This window comes from Streptomyces sp. NPDC059909 (genome assembly GCF_042730885.1).
Classification (GTDB): Bacteria; Actinomycetota; Actinomycetes; order Streptomycetales; family Streptomycetaceae; genus Streptomyces.
Genome location: NZ_JBHWKX010000108.1, coordinates 1 through 16853, shown reverse-complemented (window position 1 = coordinate 16853; position 16853 = coordinate 1). Strand labels below are relative to the sequence as shown.

The window sequence follows — 16853 nt, the reverse complement described above, 5'->3', positions numbered from 1 at the left end:
GCCGGGAGCGGTGGCGGAGGGCCAGGCGCCGGGGCGCTGAGCCGCCGGGGCAGGGGCGGGGCCCTGCGAGGAGGGTGCGCCGACAGCGGCACCAGGGGTCGCCGCGCCGGGCCAGGCTCCGGGCCTGGATGCGGCGGGCTCCTGGACAGGCGCGGGCGGAGCCTGGACCTGGGCCTCGGGCGCCGCGGCCGGCGCCGGCTGCGGCTCGGGGGCCTGCCCCCGGGCCGCCGCGCGCGCGGCCGTCGGCCCGCCGACAGGGCCTACGGGCCCGGACGGCATATGGGCATCGGTCGCCGGTACGTACCCCATGGCCGGCGCCTGCGCGCCCGTCGAGTACGTGGCCCCCCGCTCCAGCCGCTCGAGCCTTGCCTGCACCGAACGCTCGTCGTCGAAGGCCGCCGGCAGCAGCACCCGGGCACAGATCAGCTCCAGCTGCAGCCGCGGCGAGGTCGCGCCACGCATCTCCGTGAGACCCGTGTTGACCAGGTCCGCCGCCCTGCTGAGCTCGGCGGCGCCGAACACCTGCGCCTGCGCCTGCATCCGCTCGACCACATCGACGGGGGCGTCGATCAGCCCCTTCTCCGCCGCGTCCGGCACGGCGGCGAGGATCACCAGGTCGCGCAGCCGCTCCAGCAGATCGGCGACGAAGCGCCGGGGATCGTTCCCGCCCTCGATGACCCGGTCCACGACCTCGAACGCCGCGGCGCCGTCCCCGGCCGCGAAGGCATCCACGACCGAGTCCAGCAGCGACCCGTCCGTATAACCGAGCAGGGCCGTCGCCATGGCGTACGTCACACCGTCGTCGGCGGCACCGGCGAGCAGCTGGTCCATGACCGACATCGAGTCACGCACCGACCCTGCCCCGGCCCGTACGACCAGCGGCAGCACCCCGTCCTCGACGGGAATGCCCTCGCGGCCGCACACCTCGGCCAGGTACTCCCTGAGCGTCCCGGGCGGCACGAGCCGGAACGGGTAGTGGTGCGTCCTCGACCGGATCGTCCCGATGACCTTCTCGGGCTCGGTGGTCGCGAAGATGAACTTGAGATGCTCCGGGGGCTCCTCGACCACCTTCAGCAGGGCGTTGAAGCCCGCCGACGTGACCATGTGCGCCTCGTCGATGATGTAGATCTTGTACCGACTCGACGCGGGCCCGAAGAACGCCTTCTCCCGCAGCTCACGGGCGTCGTCCACGCCACCGTGCGACGCGGCGTCGATCTCGATGACATCGATCGACCCCGGCCCGTTCCGCGCGAGGTCACGGCAGGACTGGCACTCACCGCAGGGTGTCGGCGTCGGCCCCTGCTCGCAGTTCAGACACCGGGCGAGGATGCGCGCACTGGTCGTCTTGCCACAGCCGCGCGGCCCGCTGAACAGGTACGCGTGATTGACCCGGTTGTTCCGCAGCGCCTGCTGCAGCGGGTCGGTGACATGCTCCTGCCCGATGACCTCGGCGAAGGACTCGGGACGGTAGCGGCGGTACAGCGCAAGGGACGACACGCCTACGAGGTTATCGGGGCCCACCGACAACCGGCCCCGCCGCACGTCCCCGCTCCCGGCGGCACCTGCCACGGCACGCACCCTGCCCGGCAGACAGGCACGAAGGCAGTCAGTCCGTCCGCAAGTCAGGTCAGTCCGTCACGGAACGCAAAACGCCCCTCACGCACCCGCCAGAGCCGACCTACCCTTGCTGCCTTCCGGCCCTGGGGGAGTTCAGTCAGATAGCGCCACGTGAGGGGCTCTGCACAGAGTACCTGATGACGGGGGTGGGGAACGAGTTCGCGAGCACTCCTCGCCGTCATGTAATGTTTCCGGCGGAGGATTCGCCTAGAGGCCTAGGGCGCACGCTTGGAAAGCGTGTTGGGGGCAACCCCTCACGAGTTCGAATCTCGTATCCTCCGCCAGTGCCTCACCGGGCACGATGTCGAAGGGCCCCACCGTTCGCGGTGGGGCCCTTCGGCGTGCGTGGTCTCATTTTTGGTCTCATTCGGCCCCGGAGGAGCCCCACAGCTTCTCGCCGACCTGGTCCGCGACCTTACGGAGCATGGGACCGGTCACATGCATGTAGCGAGCCCTCATTCGCGCGGCACCACCCGGTTCCCAGCCCATGATCGCGTCCACGATCACATCCGGGACACCGAGCAGGAGGAGGACCGTGCCCGCCGTGTGCCGGGCATCGTGCAGTCGCCCGTCGCGTACGCCCGCGTCCCGGAGCAGCCGCTTCCACAGGTGGTAGTCAGTGTTCGGGCTCAGCGGCCCGCCAGTCGGCGAGGCGAAAACGTAGCCCTTCGCCTCCCAGTCGGCCCCGGCTTCCGAACGCTCCCGGTCCTGTTCCTCCCGGTGCTTGCGGAGCAGCTTGATCAGCGGATCGGGGAGGCCGACCGTGCGGCGGCCGGAACGCGACTTCGTGTTCTTGTGTTCGCGCCGGATCTGCTCGCGCTGGGGGCAGTAGCCCGGTTTCCTGCGGCATGGCTCATCACCGCAGCCGTGGCGGTACCGAGGCCGGAGCCGGTTCCGCCGGATGCGGACGTACCCCGCATCGAGGTCCACGTCCTCCCATTGGAGTCCGAGCGCTTCACCCTGGCGGAGACCGAGCGCCAGGGCGACGACCCACCGCGTGCTGTTGCGCAGCTTCGACGCCTCCAGGAGCAGGCTCTGAACCTCTTCGATGGTGTACGGCTCGATCTCCTCCTCTTCGAGCCGGGGAGCGCGGGCGATCTCCGCGACGTTCCGGGAGACATGCCCGCGCCGCCTGGCCTCGGCGAGTGCCACACGCACGGTGCGGTGCACGTGATGCGCGGTCCCGGCCTTGCTGCCGTCGCACTGCATCTTGGCGTAGAAGGCCTCCAGGTGCTCCGGCTCCAGGCGGTCGAGCCGGTGTGCACCGATGCCCGGGACCAAGTGGACGCGCACGTCGACCTCGTAGCCGTCGTACGTGTTCTCGGAGACGTACTTCTTGGCGATCTCATGCACCCAGTGCTCCAGCCAGCTGCCGAGAGTCCACTTCTCCCCTGGTTTGCTGAGGCTCCCCGCGTCCCGCTTCCGCTCGATCTCACGGACCGCTTTGACGACTTCGGCCTTGGTCTTCCGGCCAACGTGCCGCCGATCCGGCTTGCCATCTGGACGGACCCCGACCGTGACGCGGCCATGCCACCGGCCGTCGGCGCCCTTAGATCGAGGCGGCGCCGTTCGGCTCACGGCTCTTCGCCATCACGCTCCCCCAGCCCAGGGAGCAGTGGAAACCTCGCGCAGGCGTGCCACGTACGCAGCCAGGGCGTCAGAGGGGATGCGCCGCAAGCTTCCGACCTTGACCGACTCAAGCTCGCCCGAGGCGATGAGCGCGAAGCACGTCGTTCGGCCGATACCGAGTCGGCGAGCGGCTTCCTCGACAGTCAGGAGCAGGAGCGTCGGATCGGCGGTCACGAGGGTCACTTCGGGCGCTGTTGTGGTCACTTCGCCTCCCAGGGATCGAGACCGAGCAGGGTCAGGACTTCACGTGTGGGCATAAGCGTGGAGCCCCGCAAGGGGGGCACGGGAAGCGTGGTTCGGTCGAGTGGCGGCCGTTGCCACCACACTCCAGGCAGGCCGTCCACTCCCCCGCGGCAGGGGCAGCAGATCAGGCCGCGCGGTCGGTGCAGTCCTGTCGGCACACCGGGCCATGGTCACCGCCGGACTGTGGCGACAGGCACGAACACTCACAACGTGGGACGGTCGGCGTAGACGGCTCCCAACGACCGACCTGATAAGGATGAGGCTAGATCTCAAAGCCTGTGCTATCGCTTGGAAATCACGTCCCCGTCAGAGGCGGCGACAGGCTTTGAGTATTGCTCTGCAGGGCCACCGGACATCGGCGTACGACTCGGGATTAGCGCCGAGAAGAGCAGACCCACGATTGCCGCCGCAGCCCCGACCATGAACGTGGTCCGGAACCCCTCCGCCGAGGGCAGCGTCGCCGAGCCGACCGTGATCGCGCCGTGTGCCAGGATCACGGTCAGGACTGCGCTGGCAGCGGTGGTTCCGACCGAGCGCATCAGGTTGTTCACCCCGTTGGCCGAGGCCGTCTCGGTCACCGGGACCGCATCGGTGATCAGCTTTGACGTGGCCGCGACTGAGATGCCGGCGCCGGCCCCGATGATGCCCGAAGCGATGACGAACTCGAGGACGCTGTTCATCAGGAGCGTGACGAAGACGTAGCCGGCGGCGATGACGATCGCTCCCAGCATCATGGCCAGCCGGGCCCCGTACCGGGTGATCAGGCGGGTCGCGACCGGAGTCAGCAGCAGCGCCACCACTCCGTTCGGGGCAACGGCGAGCCCTGTCCGCACCAGGCTCTGACCAAGTCCGTAGCCGGTGGCGGGGGGCGCCTGCAGAATCTGCGGAAACGCGAAGAGCATGGTGAATATCGCGAAGCCGACCGCGACGGTGGCGAGGTTGGTCATCAGCAGCGGGCGCCGCGCGGAGAGCCGCAGGTCGACAAGGGGGGAGCGGGCGTGCAACTGGTGCCGGCCCCATGCGAGCAGGATGACGACGGCCGCCGCGCCAAAGCCGAGCGTGCGAGTGCTGCCCCAGCCCCACTGCCCGCCCTTGACGATCGGCAGGAGCAGGCCGATCAGTCCCACGGTCAGCCCGACGGTACCGACGACGTCGAAGCGTCCCTCGGTTCGCTGCGGCGACTCCGGCACCACCAGCGCGGTCAGCAAGGCGCAGAACAGGCCCAGCCCGGCCGATCCCCAGAACAGCACGTGCCAATCAAAGTGCTCGGCGACCAGGCCGGCCAGTGGAATCCCCACCGCGCCACCGAGGCCGAGCGTCCCGGTCAGAAGTGCGATCGCCCCGCCCATCCGGTGGGGCGGAAGTTCGTCCCGGAAGATGCCCAGGGCGAGCGGGATGACCCCGAGCGCGCAGCCCTGCAGCCCACGGCCGATAACCATCAGCCACAGCGAACTGGTCAGGGCGGAAAGCGCCGCGCCGGTGATCATCACGGAGAGCGTCAGCAGCAAAGCGCGCCGTTTGCCGAAGAGGTCACCGAGGCGTCCGCTGACCGGCGTGACGATCGCGCCGGTCAGAAGCGAGATGGTGACGACCCACGACGCGTCCGTGGGCGAGGCGTTCAGAAGTGTGGGAAAGCTCGGGATGAGCGGGATGGCCAGCGTCTGCAGCAGCGCCGCCAGCAGGCCGGTGAGGGAGAGGACGGCAACCATGGCCGAAGGAGAACCGGAGCGCTTCACGCAAATCACCACGCTGACCCGGCGCTGGCGCGCTGCGCGTAGCAGGTCGTCAGCAGCTGCGTCGGCTCCGCGCTGGGCCCGAAGGCACGACTGCGGGTCATCGGCGCCATCACGACGCGGTTCGCCAGACGCGTGGCGCCCAGGACGATTGGATGAAAATCAGTGGTCATGGTCTCTTCCTCACGACGAGTGCTCTCCGCGGCCCGGGCCCGACGTGGCCCGCAGAATGCTTGTCCGAACAGTAAATTACCTGTCCGAACAGGTAAACCTCGAGGATTCGTTCCGGCGACCGATGTGACGTGCACCGCCCCCACCGTGTCGAGGTCCTTTACTCAGGGACAGCCCGGCCGACCAGCACAGCCGTCGGTCCAAGCGATAGGGTTGACTGGCCAGACAGGAAAGCGAGGCAAGTGATGGCGCAGTCCACACCGGAGACCGGGAAGGGGCTCACAGGGGCGGCTCAGGAGGCAACGGTCCCTGTGCCGGCCGCAGCCGGTGGCGGGCCGATCAGCCACACGATCTTCCGGCTGGCCCGTCTGCACCGCATGCACGTGGGACACCTGCTGCGCCGCATCGGCCTGTACCCCGGCCAGGAGCTGGTCATGATGTACCTGTGGGAGCTCGGCCACCAGCGGCAAGCCGACCTGGTGCGCCTGCTGGACTCCGACGCCGCCACCATGACCCGCACCGTCCAGCGCTTGGAGCAGGCCGGCTTCGTCCGCCGCCGCCCCTCACCCACTGACAAGCGCGCGTCACTCATCGAACCCACGGCGGCCAGCCATGCCCTGCGCCGAGAGGTCGAGCAGGTCTGGAGTCAGCTCGAAGACCTCGTGACGGCGGACCTCTCCCCCGACGAGCGGACCACGGCCCTGCTCACCCTGGAACGCCTGGAGCACAACCTCGCGCAGGCCACCGCCGATCGCGCAGGCGCAGACACAGAGCGTTAGTTCGTCCTGCCGAGTGCGCACAGATCAGTGGCTCCGGAGAGATCCGGAGCCATTGGCGTGCCGCCCACGTCGGCCGGCACCGATCTCACTTCTGGTCTCATTCACACACGTACCGCGCCGTCCGGATGAGTACCGGAGCAAGTTCGCTTTCAAGGCGACGGCCGCACATGCACGCAGGTGAACGACTCCGCACGGCCGCCCGACCGGCCCAAGCACACTTGGAAAGCGTGTTGGGGGCAACCCCTCACGAGTTCGAATCTCGTATCCTCCGCCATTGCTCTCACCGGGCAATTTGACGAAGCCCCGACCGTCCGTCGGGGCCTTCGTCATGCTCCGTCTCAGTTGGCCTCGGACGGCTCCCAGAGGGCATCGCCGACCTGCTGCGCGACCTTCCGCAGCATCGGCCCGGTGATGTGCATGTACCGGGCGCGCATCCTGGCCGCTCCCCCGGGCTCCCGGCCCATGATCGAGTCCACGACGACGTCCGGGACGCCGAGGAGGAGAAGGACTCTCGCCGCGGTGTGACGTGCGTCACGCAGACGACCGTCCCGTACGCCCGCGTCCCGAAGCAGCCGCTTCCAGACGTGGTGGTCGGTGCTCGGGCTGAGCGGCCCGCCCGTGGGCGAGGCGAAGACGTATCCCTTGTCCTCCCAGTCGGCACCAGCCGCAAGCCGCTCCCCGCCGGTTGCTCCTGGTGGTGCCGGAGCAACTTGATCAATGGATCGGTCATCCCGACCGTGCGCCGTCCGGCCCGGGACTTGGTCGACTTGTGCTCGCGCCGGATCTGCTCGCGCCGAGGGCAGGAGCCGGCCTTCCTGCCGCATGTGTCGTCCCCATAGCCGTGCCGGTACTTGGGCCGGAGACTGCCTGTCCAGCTCGGGGCCACGTAGCTCCTAACGAGCGGTGACTCCCAAGCTCAGAGCCTAGGTAGGGCTAGTAAGGCCGCTTGATGTCGTGCGCTTCCAGCGCTGCGGAGTAACGCTGGAGCAGCGCGTCGAGGTCGTCCAGGAGAAGTCCGGCGGTCTCGCGGGCTTCAGCAATGTCGCCCTGGTCGAAGGCCTCCACTACTTCAGCGACGTCGCTGCGGAGGATGGAGAGAGAGTCACCCTGAATCAGCACACCGGGGAACCGGCGACCTGGCAGGCGCACCACTGCGTTGTTGCCACCATCCGTGAACAGCTCAGCCTCGACACGCTCCATACGACCATCCAACCTGACGTCACCAGGCGACATCAACGACAGCGGACAGACCCGGCGTTGAGCGACCGTGAACGGTCAGCGGCTCGAGGTCAGCCGCCTACCTAAGTTGCTTCGGGACGAAGCTTCACGATCCCAGGCTGGCGCCGCCGCGGCGAGTGGGGCAAGCGGGCCGAGAGCCAGTCCCAGGTCGCCGAGGAGCTCGGATGCGCCCTGCCAAGCCGACGAAGAGGACACCGGGTTCGTAGCCGACGGCCTCGCACCCCTTTCCCGTGGAGCGAGGCCCTCGCCGGGTTCACGCCGTCAGCCCGCGGGTACCAGGGTCACCCATTCCGCGTCGGGAGCGGACTCCGTACCGTCCGGGTACACGGCGGTGACCCGGTAGAAGTGCGTGGTGCCGGTCGTGACCGCGGAGTCCGTGTACGAAGAGTGCCGGATGGGGTCGGGGGTCAGCTTCTCGTAAGCGCCCGTGTCCCGGTTCCAGCGGTGAATCAGGTACCCCGACGCGTCGGCGATGCCGTACCAGCTGAGCTCCACCGTGCCGGGGCTGTCGCCCGGGTAGGCGAGGACTTCGAGCGGGCTGCCCTCAGGTGTGTCGACGGACGGCGTCATGTCCAGCTCGGTGACGACCGCGATAGCGGCGTTCCCGGTCGACTTGAAGCTCGAGTTGCCCACGGTGTCGACGGCGTCGATGAAGAAGCATCTCTTCTCCCCGTCCGGCAGCTGTTCGTCGACGTAGGCCGAGTCGCTCGGAGAGACGTACGCGTACACGTAGCCGGTGCAGGTCCGTTGGCCCGCGTCACCTGTCAGTTCACCGCTGTAGACCACGTACCGCTCGAGGAAGGGCTCGGTAGTGGCGTCCCAGTCCAGGATGATGCCGTACTCGGTCGCCTTGGCGGTCAGGCCGGTGACCGGCGGCGGCGGTGTCACATCCTCGGCGAGTGTGGTGACCGTGACTGTGGCGGAGCGAAGCGACTCGACACTGCGGTCGTCGTACGCCTTGATCACATAGTGGTACGTGGTGCTGTTGTCCACCCAGCTGTCCGGGCAGGTGTACTGGGCCTGGCCGTCAGGAAGCCTCTCCGAGGAGAGAGGATTGCACCTCACCGGCTCGGTGGAGGTGCTCACGGGGAGGGTGGCGGAACGGTAGACGTTGAAGCCGTAGTAGTCGCCGTCCGTGGCAGGGTTCATCTTCCACGTCAGGAGGGACTCGCCGGGCCTGGGCGTCACAGTGACGTCGTGCGGTGCCGCGACGGGACGGCGTGCCTCGGCGGCGGGGTTGTAGGCGGCCGTGTACGCGGAGGCTCTGCCCGCACCGTCCACCGCCGCCACCCGGTACATCCATGTCGCGGACCGGGCGACCGTGGTGTCAGTGAAGGTCAGGGCTGTGGTGCTGCGGACGAGGTCGTCGCCGTAAGGGTTGTCGCGCAGCACGTTGTAGCGGACAGCCCCGGGAACGGCCTGCCAGCTCAGCGCGATGCCGGCGTCAACGCCCCGTGCAGTGAGGCCGGCCGGGGTGGTGACGGCGATGGTGGTCACCGGCTGGTCGGTGCTGCCTACGGAGACGTTGCCCGCCTTGTCGTAGGCTCGGACCTCGTAGTAGTACGTGCGGCCGGCCTCGGGCGGAAGGCCCGAGTAGGTCGTCGCGGCCGTTGTCCTGACAAGGGTGAAGCTGCTGCTGCCCGCGAGCCGGCGGTAGACGCGGTAACCGGCGAGATCCATCTCCTTGTTCGCGGACCACGACACCTTCGCCTGCGCGGTGGCGTTGTCGAGAACCGCCTTCACTCCGACCGGCGCAAGCGGCTTGACCTTGTCGACCGTGGCAGAAGTAATCGGTGTGTAACCGAACTTGACACTGGCGGAGCCGGTCCAGTTGACGTAGTCGACGCGAACGGCGTGCTTGCCCGAGGGGATCGTGAGGTTCAGCGTCCTCGTCTGCGTAGTGGAGACATTCTTCCAGACGTCGATCTTGCGCACGCCGTCGACGTAGACCCGTACGCCGTCGAGGGCGGACACGGTGAAGGTGAACGGGCCTCCGGAGCCGAAGTCCCTGGTCAGCGACCAGCGCACGCCGAAATTGTCCTTCGGCAGGCCGGAGGCTGGGGCTCCGGTGCCCCAGCTCTCGCTGACGACCGTGTCACAGTCCGTCCTCGCCGGCGTGCCGGTGAAGGCCGTGTTCGCGAAGAACTGCCGCGTGAAGGAGGGAGACGTACAGCTCACGGCGGCCGAGGCCGGCGTCGCCGTCACGGCGGTGAGCAGACCGCATGCCGTCGCGGTGACGGCCGACAGCGCGGTGGCGGTACGAAGCCGCCCACGAGGGGTGGGAGCCACGGGTGAACAGCCCTTTCAAGCCCGAAGGACGCAGATCTCGCCATGGAGCGACTCGCCATAGTGAGAAGAGAGCGACGGGTGGTTCAGGTGGGGCTGATCTTCCGCCGAGGCCGGATCATACGTGGCAGCGATCCTGGGCGTACAGAAGGTGGTGACCGGGATGGTGAAGCGGCCCCGGGACTCCGCACCTCGCTCAGCGGGAGTGATCCAAACGAGACGGCCTATCGGACGCGGTTGCGTACCCTGCCGGAAGGGCTCACCTCCGCCGACACGCGGGTGACTTCGACGTCGGTGCGAGGCGGGCGACGTGGTCGATGGCCTTGGTGCGGTAACCGGCGTCGGCCCATGCCTCGGTGTCGTAGACACACACCATGGGCGGCGCGCACTCAACGCGCGCCGCCCATCGGCTTCCCTGACCGCACGATCCGCTCGCCGGCGAGGGGCTGGAGGACCGTTCCCCAGGGGACCCCCTTCGCCCCCGGCTGACGCGTCCCAGACCCCTGCCCTCACGGCCGGCGGCGACGTATCCGCGGACCATCAGGTAGGAGATGTCGACAGCGTTTCGCTCGTCCAGCAGCCGGTCGTCGGCAATGCCCACAGGGCCCGAGGAGACCGAAAGACTGTACGTCCCGGTCAGGAAACCGAGTTGAACTTGGATCCCTCACCCGCGTACAGCGTCGTCGTCTGCCGGGTGAAAACCGACGTCGTCGAGCCCGTCGAACCGTAGACGTACGTGCCGCCCGCCCCGTACGCGATGAGGTCGGGGCGGCCGTCGTTGGTGACGTCCCCGGCGCCGACGAGCTGGGAGAAGACCTGCCAGCCGCTGCCGATTTCGACCCGGGTGGCGAACGTGCCGTCGCCGCGCCCCTGGTAGAGCCACAGCACACCAGCCTTGTCCCGGGCGACGAGGTCGCCGGCGGCGCCGCCGGCCACATTGCCCACGGCGGTGATCTGGTTGTACGCCTGCCAGCCGCTCAGTCCGATCTTCTTCCGCACCGCGAACGGCTTGGAGGTGCTGCCGGTGCCCTTGTAGAACCACAGGCAGCCGGAGTTGTCCGTGGCCACCAGGTCGGACCTGCCGTCGCCGTCGAGGTCGGATCCGCCGGTGAGCTTGTTGTAGACCTGCCAGCCACCGCCGATCTGCTGCCGGGCGGTGAAGGTGCCGTCGCCCTTGCCGAGGTAGAGCCACAGGACGCCGGAGCCGTCGAGCCCGACCAGGTCGCCGTGGGCGGCACCGCCGATGTTGCCGACGGCCTCGATCTGCTTGTACGTCTGCCAGCCCGGGCCGATCTTCGTCCGGCGGGCGGACTTGTACTGGCCGTTCACGGGCCCGTCGAAGAGGTCGTCCCGCCACAGCACACCCGCGGCGTCCCGGGCCAGGACGTCCGTCGAACCGTTGTCGTTGAAGTCGTGCGGGTTGGCCTTGCGCGAGACCTGGAAGCTCCCCGAGGCGCTGGCCGGGCCGCCTACGCCGTCGGTCGGGGTCGCGGTGATGCCCCAGGTGTAGGCGCCGTTGGGGGCGCTGATGCCGTCCAGCACGCCGTCCCACGTGAAGGTGAAGCGGCTACCGGAGGCGGGTTGCGGCAGGCGCTTGGTGAGCTTCTTGCCGGTGGCCACGTGCGTGAGCGTGACGTCCACGGTGGCGTCCGCCCGGGACAGGGTCCACTGCATCGGGACCGTGGTGCCGCCCTTCTCCAGGTTCACCGCGGTGGGGACCGTCGACCCGGTCACCGTCAGGTCCAGGACCCGGCCGGTGTCCGCCACGAGCGTGACCCCCGGGCGGGCGCCGCCGACCCCGTCGGCGACCCGGAACAGCCCGTCGGCATCAGTCGCAGCACCGCGCACGACCAGGCTGCCGTCCGGTGCGTGGGCCGCGCTGGAGAAGTGCTCCAGGAGCTTGTACGGCTCGGCACCGGCGGTGACGAGATCCTGCGCGTACAGCGGGCTCACCGAGTCCCCGGCGGCCGTGCCCGGGACCCCGTAGAGCAGCACGTCCCCGACGATGCCCACGACGACCGCGCCGCCCATGGCGGCGCCCAGGTCGAACCCCTTCCGGGTGGCGCCCGCGTCCACGACGATCGCGTTGCCCCCGGACGGGTGCTCGATCCACGCTTCGTACCCGGAGGCGAGGGCCCCCGTCGCGTCCGGGGTCCACGCGGCGATGCTCTCCCGGCCCTGAATGTCGATGACCGTGCCGTAGTTGACGTTCGTGTGCGCCTTCCAGTACTCGGTCCGGAAGGTCGCCCCCGAGAACACCCGGGAGGTGCCCAGGACGAGCAGGTTGTTGCCGGCGGAGGCGACCACCTTGTAGCCGGTGTTGTAGGAGCTGGACGAGAGTTTGGTCTTCTGCGAGTGCCCGTTGACGTCGGCGAGCTGGTACAGCTCCTGGTAGTCCCCTGTGGTGGGCACGCTCACGAACAGGTTTGCGCCGACCACCCCGACCAGCTTCGCCCCGGGCTTGAACTCGTACGCGAGGTCGAAGACCTTGGACCAGGTGGAGCCGGCCTCCATGTCCCGCAGGAAGACCGTGCCCGCGCCGTCGCTCGTGACGACGATGTCGGAGTTGCTGCCATGGCCCATGGTGCCGCTGTTGATCGGCAGGACCGAGCCGTCGGCGTACGTCCGCCACTCCAGGACCGTGTTGCCGAAGTCGTCTTTACGGGAAGTGAGGTAGCCGGTGTCGCCAGTGCTGACCACCTCGGCGTCGACGGGCAGCTTCACCTCTTCGGCGACGGCGGTGGCCCCGGCCACGGCAGCGGGGGCGGGGGCGGCGGCGATGGCCGGGACGGTGAGGAGCGTCCCCGTCACGGCCGTGACCGTGGACAGGGTGAGGACCGCGGCGGCGAGCCGACGGCTGGAACTGCGATGGTGCACGTGCCTGACCTTTCCGGTTCTCTGGAAGGCGGAGTCGAAACCCCTGGGACACGCCGGTGCCCGCGACCGGGCGTGACGGCTGCCACGCCCGGTCAGACATGTGATCGAACCAAGTGGTTGTAGGGAGATCACTTGAATGTTTGACCTGTCGTCGCCCCGGCCTGGCGTCTCTTGCCAGGCGGCGGGCACTGCGTCGTCCGTGCCGCCCGGCAGCGGTCTGCTGTGATCCCCCGGCAGGTGGTGCGCGTTGTCCTGGTCATTGTCCAGTTCGCAGATGACCCCCACCGTTCAGCGCCTTACGGGCGCCCCGTCCTACCTGCGACGCGTACTGCGGCGAACGTCGCCGTACTGCCGGACGGACAGTTGGAAAGCGGGTTGGGGGCAACCCTCACGAGTTCGAATCTCGTATCCTCCGCCATTGCTCTCACCAGGCAATTCGACGAAGGCCCCGACCGCGGACGGTCGGGGCCTTCGTCGTTGCCCACGTCACCTTCTGTGTCACCGGCTTCTGCGTCACCGGCCCGGTGAGGTGCGTGCCTCAGGACCGCACGGGCCGCTCCCCGGACTGCCACCCACGTGGTCGCGCGGACAGCCACCCCATGGTCAGCCCCTCAGGAGGAAGTCGAACACCGCCTGACGGCCCTCGTCGCTCGCCGCCCTGCTCTGCACCGAGTGCGCGGCACCCTGCACCACCACGACCCGAGCTCGCGGCGTCAGTTTCTTCTGGTCGTACAGCCATTCCACGGGCGTCGACAGGTCCCTGTCCCCGCCGAGCAGCAGTACCGGTACGCCCGGAAGCCGACGGTGCTCCGGCGGCAGCGGCGGCGCCGGCGTGCGCGGCCAGTGCAGGCAGCTGAGCATCGAGCCGAGGCCCGTCGCCGTGGCGGCGTCGAAGGGGCCGTGGTCGGCCGGTGTCAGCTCCGCGCCTGCCTTCTCCAGCGCCTCCTGACGCCCCGCCACCGGCGTGTCCGACCTGCCCCACGGATAGCGCCCGTCCAGGCACAGTGTCGAGGCATGCAGCCCCTGGCTCAGCTCCTCCGCCGTCGCCGCGCTTCCCTGCCGTACACCCGCGATCAGGCCCCGCAGCGGTGCGGGATCGCCGCCCGCCGCCTTGTGCAGGGCGTCGATCATCGCCGCGTAGTCCGGGTCCACGAAACCCCAGGTGGTCAGCGCGTCCAGTACATCGACGCCGTTGTCGTACGTGTCCACCACCTTGGCCAGATCCGCCGCCGGGTCCGTACGGCAGCCGATCGCCTCGCACGCCGCCGTCAGTACGCGCGGCGCCGCTCGCATGGCGGCGCGGTCCATCGGGTCGTAACCGGTCTGGGGCACCACCGAGTCCAGTACCAGCCGCGCCACGTGCTGCGGGTACGCCAGGGCGTACCGCTCCGCGGTGTACGTGCCGTACGAGACACCGTCGAGCGTCATTCTCCGCACGCCCAGCGCCCGGCGCAGCAGTTCCAGGTCGGCGACCGTGTCACTCGTGCTGTAGAAGCGGCGGTCAGGACCGATGGCCGCGGCGCAGTCCGTCACCGCCCGCACGGTGGGCGGTGTGAGATCGGACGACCCCATCTCCGTCTGCAGCTGCGGGCATTGGAGCGCGTCGGCGCCGGTGCCGCGCTGGTCGATCATGACGAGACGGTAGTCCTTCAGCAACGGCGTCAGCTTCTTGCTGAGCCGTTCCACGAACGGCACACCCGGCTGCCCCGGACCGCCCGTCAGGAACAGCAGCACGCCCTTCGGGGCTTTCACGTTGTCCGCCATCGCGACCTTCAGGCCCAGCCGGTCCGGCACGCCGCCGCTGTGGTCGAGCGGGACCGTCAGCGTGGCGCAGCTGAAGCCCTCCAGGCCGGGGCAGGCCGCGGCGCCGGAGAGTCCCCCGCTCCCCCCGGCCGGCGCCGCGGCTGCCCGGTCCTGCGCCGTCGACGTGCACGTCCCCGAGAGCATCAGCACGCCGTCGGCGGCCAGTGCGACCTTCGCCAGCGCTCCGGGACTCCGCATCCCCCGTACCTTCTCGCCCCTCCGTGTTCCCCGCATCCCCCGCATGCCCCGCATCCCCCCTGTCCCTGGCGCCTCCGCGCCCCCTCGTCTCCGTCGGCCACCAGACTGCGCCGAGCGGGCCCGGTACGGCGAGCTTCCGTGCCACGATTCGAGCAGGTTCGAAGGGACATGGGACGAGCGACAGCGGGAGGGTCATGATCGAACTCACCGTGGACGCCACTGGGCTGGCCCGCTCCCGCTTCGCGGTCTCGCCGTTGCACGAGGTCGCGGCGACGCTGCTGCCATGGGGCTTGCGCCCGGGCTCGGACGCCGATCCGTGGGTCACGATCGCCCGGCGCGTGCTGCGCAAAGCGCGGCTGCCGCTGCTGTCGGAGCTGGCCCTGGACGGCGGCGGCTATGTGCCGGACTTCCTCAGTCCGCATCCGTCCGGGCCCTCGCCCACCGTCGAGGAGGAGCTGGAGCGGGTCCGGTCCACCCCGCCCGAACGCGTCCTGGGCGAGCTGGAGACGCTGCGCGACGGGCGCCCGTGCAGCGGCCTGGCCGGATCGGAACTGCCCCCGGAGGTGCGGCGGGCGATGGCCCGGGGCGGCGGGTACGTCGCCCGGCAGGCCGCGGAGGAACTGGGGCGCTACTGGGACCTGGCCTTCGCCCCGTACTGGGAGGCCGCGAAGGCCGCCCTCGAATCGGAGGTCGACCGGTGCGCCGGCGTGCTGGCCCGGCGCGGCGCGGCCGGGCTCTTCAACTCGCTGCACACCGGCATCCGGTGGGCCGACGGCACGCTGTGCGTCGACAGCCGGTTCACGGTGGAGCTGGCCGTGCCTCTGGTGGTCGTGGTGCCGTCGCTGGTGGCGGCGGGGCCGGGCGTGGCCGTGGACCCGGTGCGGGGCGGACGGAGGCCGCCGATGGTGGCCTATCCCGTGCGCGACAGGGCCACCGCGCCGACGATCCCCTCCGCCGAGCTGGCCAGGCTGCTCGGCCCCACCCGCGCCGGGCTGCTCGCAGCGCTGGCGCGACCGGCTTCCACCGCGCAGCTCGCGGAACATCACTTCCTCAGTCCCGCTACGGTGTCGTACCACCTGGGCGTCCTTCACCGGGCGGGTCTGGTCGCCCGCGCGCGGTCCGGGCGGGCGGTGCTCTATCGCCGCACGCCGGCGGGGTCCCGGCTGGCGGGAAGCCGGTAGGCACGGCCGGGTGCTGCCGCCCGTTCAACAGCCCTCGTGCGCCTCGGCTCCCTGGGTCAGCACGTACGCCACCGAAGTCCACCGCTGCCGCAGCCCGGTCGCCGGGCGCAACCCCGCCGCCCGCGAGCACGTCACCCGGATACCCGCGCAGCTGCCCATCGGTCATGCGCTCCCGTTCGGCCGCCCCGAAACCGGCGCCGGCCGCCTGAACAGCCCGAGCCCGTGGCTCTTCCGGCTCGCCGGAAGCGTCATGGGCGTGGCCGGGCCCGCCCCGTTGGCCATGAGCCTGATCCTTCTGATCCCGGGCAGCCGAGCTGAGGCGAACCGGCACTACGCCCAGCGGAAACGGCTCAGGCGGAACGCGAGTACTGGATCACCGCCGCCTTGGTCCTCGCCACGGGCATCACCATGCGCACGGCAACACTCCCCCCGGCGAACCGCCCCCTGTCCCCGGTCCCCGCTGCGCCTGCGCAGCCGACGGGGGACGCGGCATCGTCGTGATGCCACCACGGGCCAAGGGCTGTCCCGCTCGACCAGGGAGCCGTCCGGGCCCATGGCGTACGCGCGCGGAGGGCCGGCCTGGATCGCCGTGCGGTGGCGGCGCGGTAAGCCGCCGAGCCCCGCCTCTCATCCGGGCATTCCTGATGACATGTCCGGGAGTACGAGAAACCACCGCCGGTGAATCTTCGCAGCAGGATCACAAGGGCTGCGCAACAACTCCGGTGGGCGCCAGTAGCGTTACTGGCCGCTCGATCCCGCGTGCGAACTCGAAACAGGTCGTCGGCGTGCCCGGCGAACCAGTCAGCGCAGAAAGATCGCAGATGGACTATTGCTCCGCGTGCCGCCGGATTCTCAACGGGGCCCTCGTGTGCCCAGGGTGCGGCGCATACGCTCCGGACATTGCCCCGCCCACCCCTCGCCTCCACGGCGGGGGCGCCGCCGCCGTGGAGGCGCGGCAGGCGTGGCTCGCGGAGGAGGTCCCAGCTCCGGGTTCCTACCCCGGCCGTGACTGGTTTGGTGGTCGTCTCGGGCTGAGTTGATCTGCGGGCCTGGATTGTTGATCATTGGGGATCGTGTCCGAGACCCCGTCGCTGCCG

Annotated in this window: 10 protein-coding genes, 1 tRNA gene, 1 other RNA gene and 2 pseudogenes; 3 read left to right on the top strand and 11 right to left on the bottom strand. The window is 69.7% G+C overall.

What is annotated here, in order from left to right; translation table 11 throughout:
* Both ACFV9O_RS36655 and ffs read right to left on the bottom strand, forming a co-directional pair.
* Nucleotides 1-1497: DNA polymerase III subunit gamma and tau (locus ACFV9O_RS36655; protein ID WP_385426343.1), on the bottom strand; the 1497-nt coding region annotated here is incomplete at its 3' end.
* Nucleotides 1498-1645: 148 nt separating this feature from the next.
* An RNA gene (gene ffs, locus ACFV9O_RS36650) (signal recognition particle sRNA small type) lies at nt 1646-1740 on the bottom strand.
* 73 nt (nt 1741-1813) lie between these two features.
* On the opposite strand from ffs, the gene ACFV9O_RS36645 reads away from it, so the two are divergent.
* Nucleotides 1814-1901: transfer RNA gene (locus ACFV9O_RS36645), tRNA-Ser, on the top strand.
* A gap of 79 nt (nt 1902-1980) precedes the next feature.
* Here ACFV9O_RS36645 and ACFV9O_RS36640 read toward each other — a convergent pair.
* The 4 genes and pseudogenes from ACFV9O_RS36640 to ACFV9O_RS36625 form a co-directional block, all read right to left on the bottom strand.
* Nucleotides 1981-2970, bottom strand: a complete 990-nt coding sequence (locus ACFV9O_RS36640; protein ID WP_385426341.1) for a tyrosine-type recombinase/integrase — start codon at nt 2968-2970, stop codon at nt 1981-1983.
* Between the two features lie 237 nt (nt 2971-3207).
* Nucleotides 3208-3450 carry a helix-turn-helix domain-containing protein gene (locus ACFV9O_RS36635; RefSeq protein ID WP_385426339.1) on the bottom strand — a complete coding sequence of 81 codons (243 nt, stop codon included), beginning with the start codon at nt 3448-3450 and terminating at the stop codon, nt 3208-3210.
* A gap of 320 nt (nt 3451-3770) precedes the next feature.
* Nucleotides 3771-5198: an MFS transporter gene (locus ACFV9O_RS36630; RefSeq protein WP_385426336.1), complete on the bottom strand. Its 1428-nt coding sequence runs from the start codon at nt 5196-5198 to the stop codon at nt 3771-3773.
* A 44-nt stretch (nt 5199-5242) separates the two neighbouring features.
* Nucleotides 5243-5395, bottom strand: a pseudogene (locus ACFV9O_RS36625) (alkene reductase); the annotation flags it as partial.
* Nucleotides 5396-5638: 243 nt separating this feature from the next.
* On the opposite strand from ACFV9O_RS36625, the gene ACFV9O_RS36620 reads away from it, so the two are divergent.
* Nucleotides 5639-6172 (top strand): MarR family winged helix-turn-helix transcriptional regulator, encoded by a 534-nt coding sequence (locus ACFV9O_RS36620; protein WP_385426333.1) that lies wholly within the window; start codon nt 5639-5641, stop codon nt 6170-6172.
* Between the two features lie 338 nt (nt 6173-6510).
* Here ACFV9O_RS36620 and ACFV9O_RS36615 read toward each other — a convergent pair.
* From ACFV9O_RS36615 to ACFV9O_RS36595, 5 genes and pseudogenes are all read right to left on the bottom strand, one after another.
* Nucleotides 6511-7034 (bottom strand): annotated as a pseudogene (locus ACFV9O_RS36615) (tyrosine-type recombinase/integrase); the annotation flags it as partial.
* Between the two features lie 71 nt (nt 7035-7105).
* A complete protein-coding gene (locus ACFV9O_RS36610) occupies nt 7106-7372 on the bottom strand; it encodes a DUF6959 family protein (protein ID WP_385426330.1) in 267 nt (88 codons plus the stop codon).
* A 300-nt stretch (nt 7373-7672) separates the two neighbouring features.
* Entirely contained in the window at nt 7673-9700 is a 2028-nt protein-coding gene (locus tag ACFV9O_RS36605) for a fibronectin type III domain-containing protein (protein WP_385426328.1), read from the bottom strand.
* 633 nt (nt 9701-10333) lie between these two features.
* Nucleotides 10334-12574 carry an FG-GAP repeat domain-containing protein gene (locus ACFV9O_RS36600; RefSeq protein ID WP_385426325.1) on the bottom strand — a complete coding sequence of 747 codons (2241 nt, stop codon included), beginning with the start codon at nt 12572-12574 and terminating at the stop codon, nt 10334-10336.
* 603 nt (nt 12575-13177) lie between these two features.
* Nucleotides 13178-14575, bottom strand: a complete 1398-nt coding sequence (locus ACFV9O_RS36595) for an alpha/beta hydrolase (RefSeq protein ID WP_385426322.1) — start codon at nt 14573-14575, stop codon at nt 13178-13180.
* A 194-nt stretch (nt 14576-14769) separates the two neighbouring features.
* On the opposite strand from ACFV9O_RS36595, the gene ACFV9O_RS36590 reads away from it, so the two are divergent.
* Nucleotides 14770-15756 (top strand): ArsR/SmtB family transcription factor, encoded by a 987-nt coding sequence (locus tag ACFV9O_RS36590; RefSeq protein WP_385426319.1) that lies wholly within the window; start codon nt 14770-14772, stop codon nt 15754-15756.
* Nucleotides 15757-16853 lie beyond the last annotated feature (1097 nt).

Excerpts from the sequence above, each read along its gene's own strand:
- ACFV9O_RS36590 (WP_385426319.1), top strand. The coding sequence starts at position 14,770 with ATGATCGAACTCACCGTGGACGCCACTGGGCTGGCCCGCTCCCGCTTC.
- ACFV9O_RS36595 (WP_385426322.1), bottom strand. The coding sequence starts at position 14,575 with ATGCGGAGTCCCGGAGCGCTGGCGAAGGTCGCACTGGCCGCCGACGGC.
- ACFV9O_RS36610 (WP_385426330.1), bottom strand. The coding sequence starts at position 7,372 with ATGGAGCGTGTCGAGGCTGAGCTGTTCACGGATGGTGGCAACAACGCA.
- ACFV9O_RS36630 (WP_385426336.1), bottom strand. The coding sequence starts at position 5,198 with ATGGTTGCCGTCCTCTCCCTCACCGGCCTGCTGGCGGCGCTGCTGCAG.
- ACFV9O_RS36620 (WP_385426333.1), top strand. The coding sequence starts at position 5,639 with ATGGCGCAGTCCACACCGGAGACCGGGAAGGGGCTCACAGGGGCGGCT.